Annotated in this window: 1 protein-coding gene; it reads left to right on the plus strand. The window is 69.8% G+C overall.

Features of this window, described 5'->3' with window-relative positions; genetic code table 11:
• On the plus strand, window positions 1-580 hold a 580-nt coding region (locus ACN675_RS29235), incomplete at both ends, for an AMP-binding enzyme (RefSeq protein ID WP_420754129.1).

Genomic DNA, 580 nt, shown 5'->3' on the forward strand with positions numbered 1-580 from the left:
CCGGAGTTGACGGCGGATCGGTTCGTGGCGAACCCGTTCGGTAACCCAGGGGTGCGGATGTATCGCACGGGTGACCTGGTGCGGTGGCTGCCGGACGGCTCGCTGGACTACCTCGGCCGTACCGATTTCCAGGTGAAGGTGCGTGGTTTCCGGATCGAGCTCGGTGAGGTCGAATCGGTTCTGCGGAACCAGGATTCGGTGTCCCAGGCCGTCGTCGTCGTGCACAGCGACCGGCACACGGGCGAGCAACTCGTCGGCTACGTCGTCCCCGCGGACGGTGCGGCGGTCGAGGTGTCGGCGCTCGCGGCCGGGGTCGCGGCGGAGCTGCCCTCGTACATGGTGCCCACCGCGTGGGTCGTGCTCGACGCGCTGCCGCTGAACATCAACGGCAAGATCGACCGCAAGGCACTCCCGGCGCCGCAGGTGGTGCAGCGCGAGTTCCGGGCACCCACGACCCCGGTCGAGCAGGCGGTCGCCGCGGTGTTCGCCGAGGTGCTCGGTGTCGAGCGGGTCGGCTTGGACGACGACTTCTTCGCGCTCGGCGGCAATTCGCTGGTCGCGACGCAGGTGACGGCCCGGC

Origin of the sequence: Rhodococcus sp. O3, from assembly GCF_048897285.1 — a bacterium.
Taxonomy (GTDB): domain Bacteria; phylum Actinomycetota; class Actinomycetes; order Mycobacteriales; family Mycobacteriaceae; genus Rhodococcus.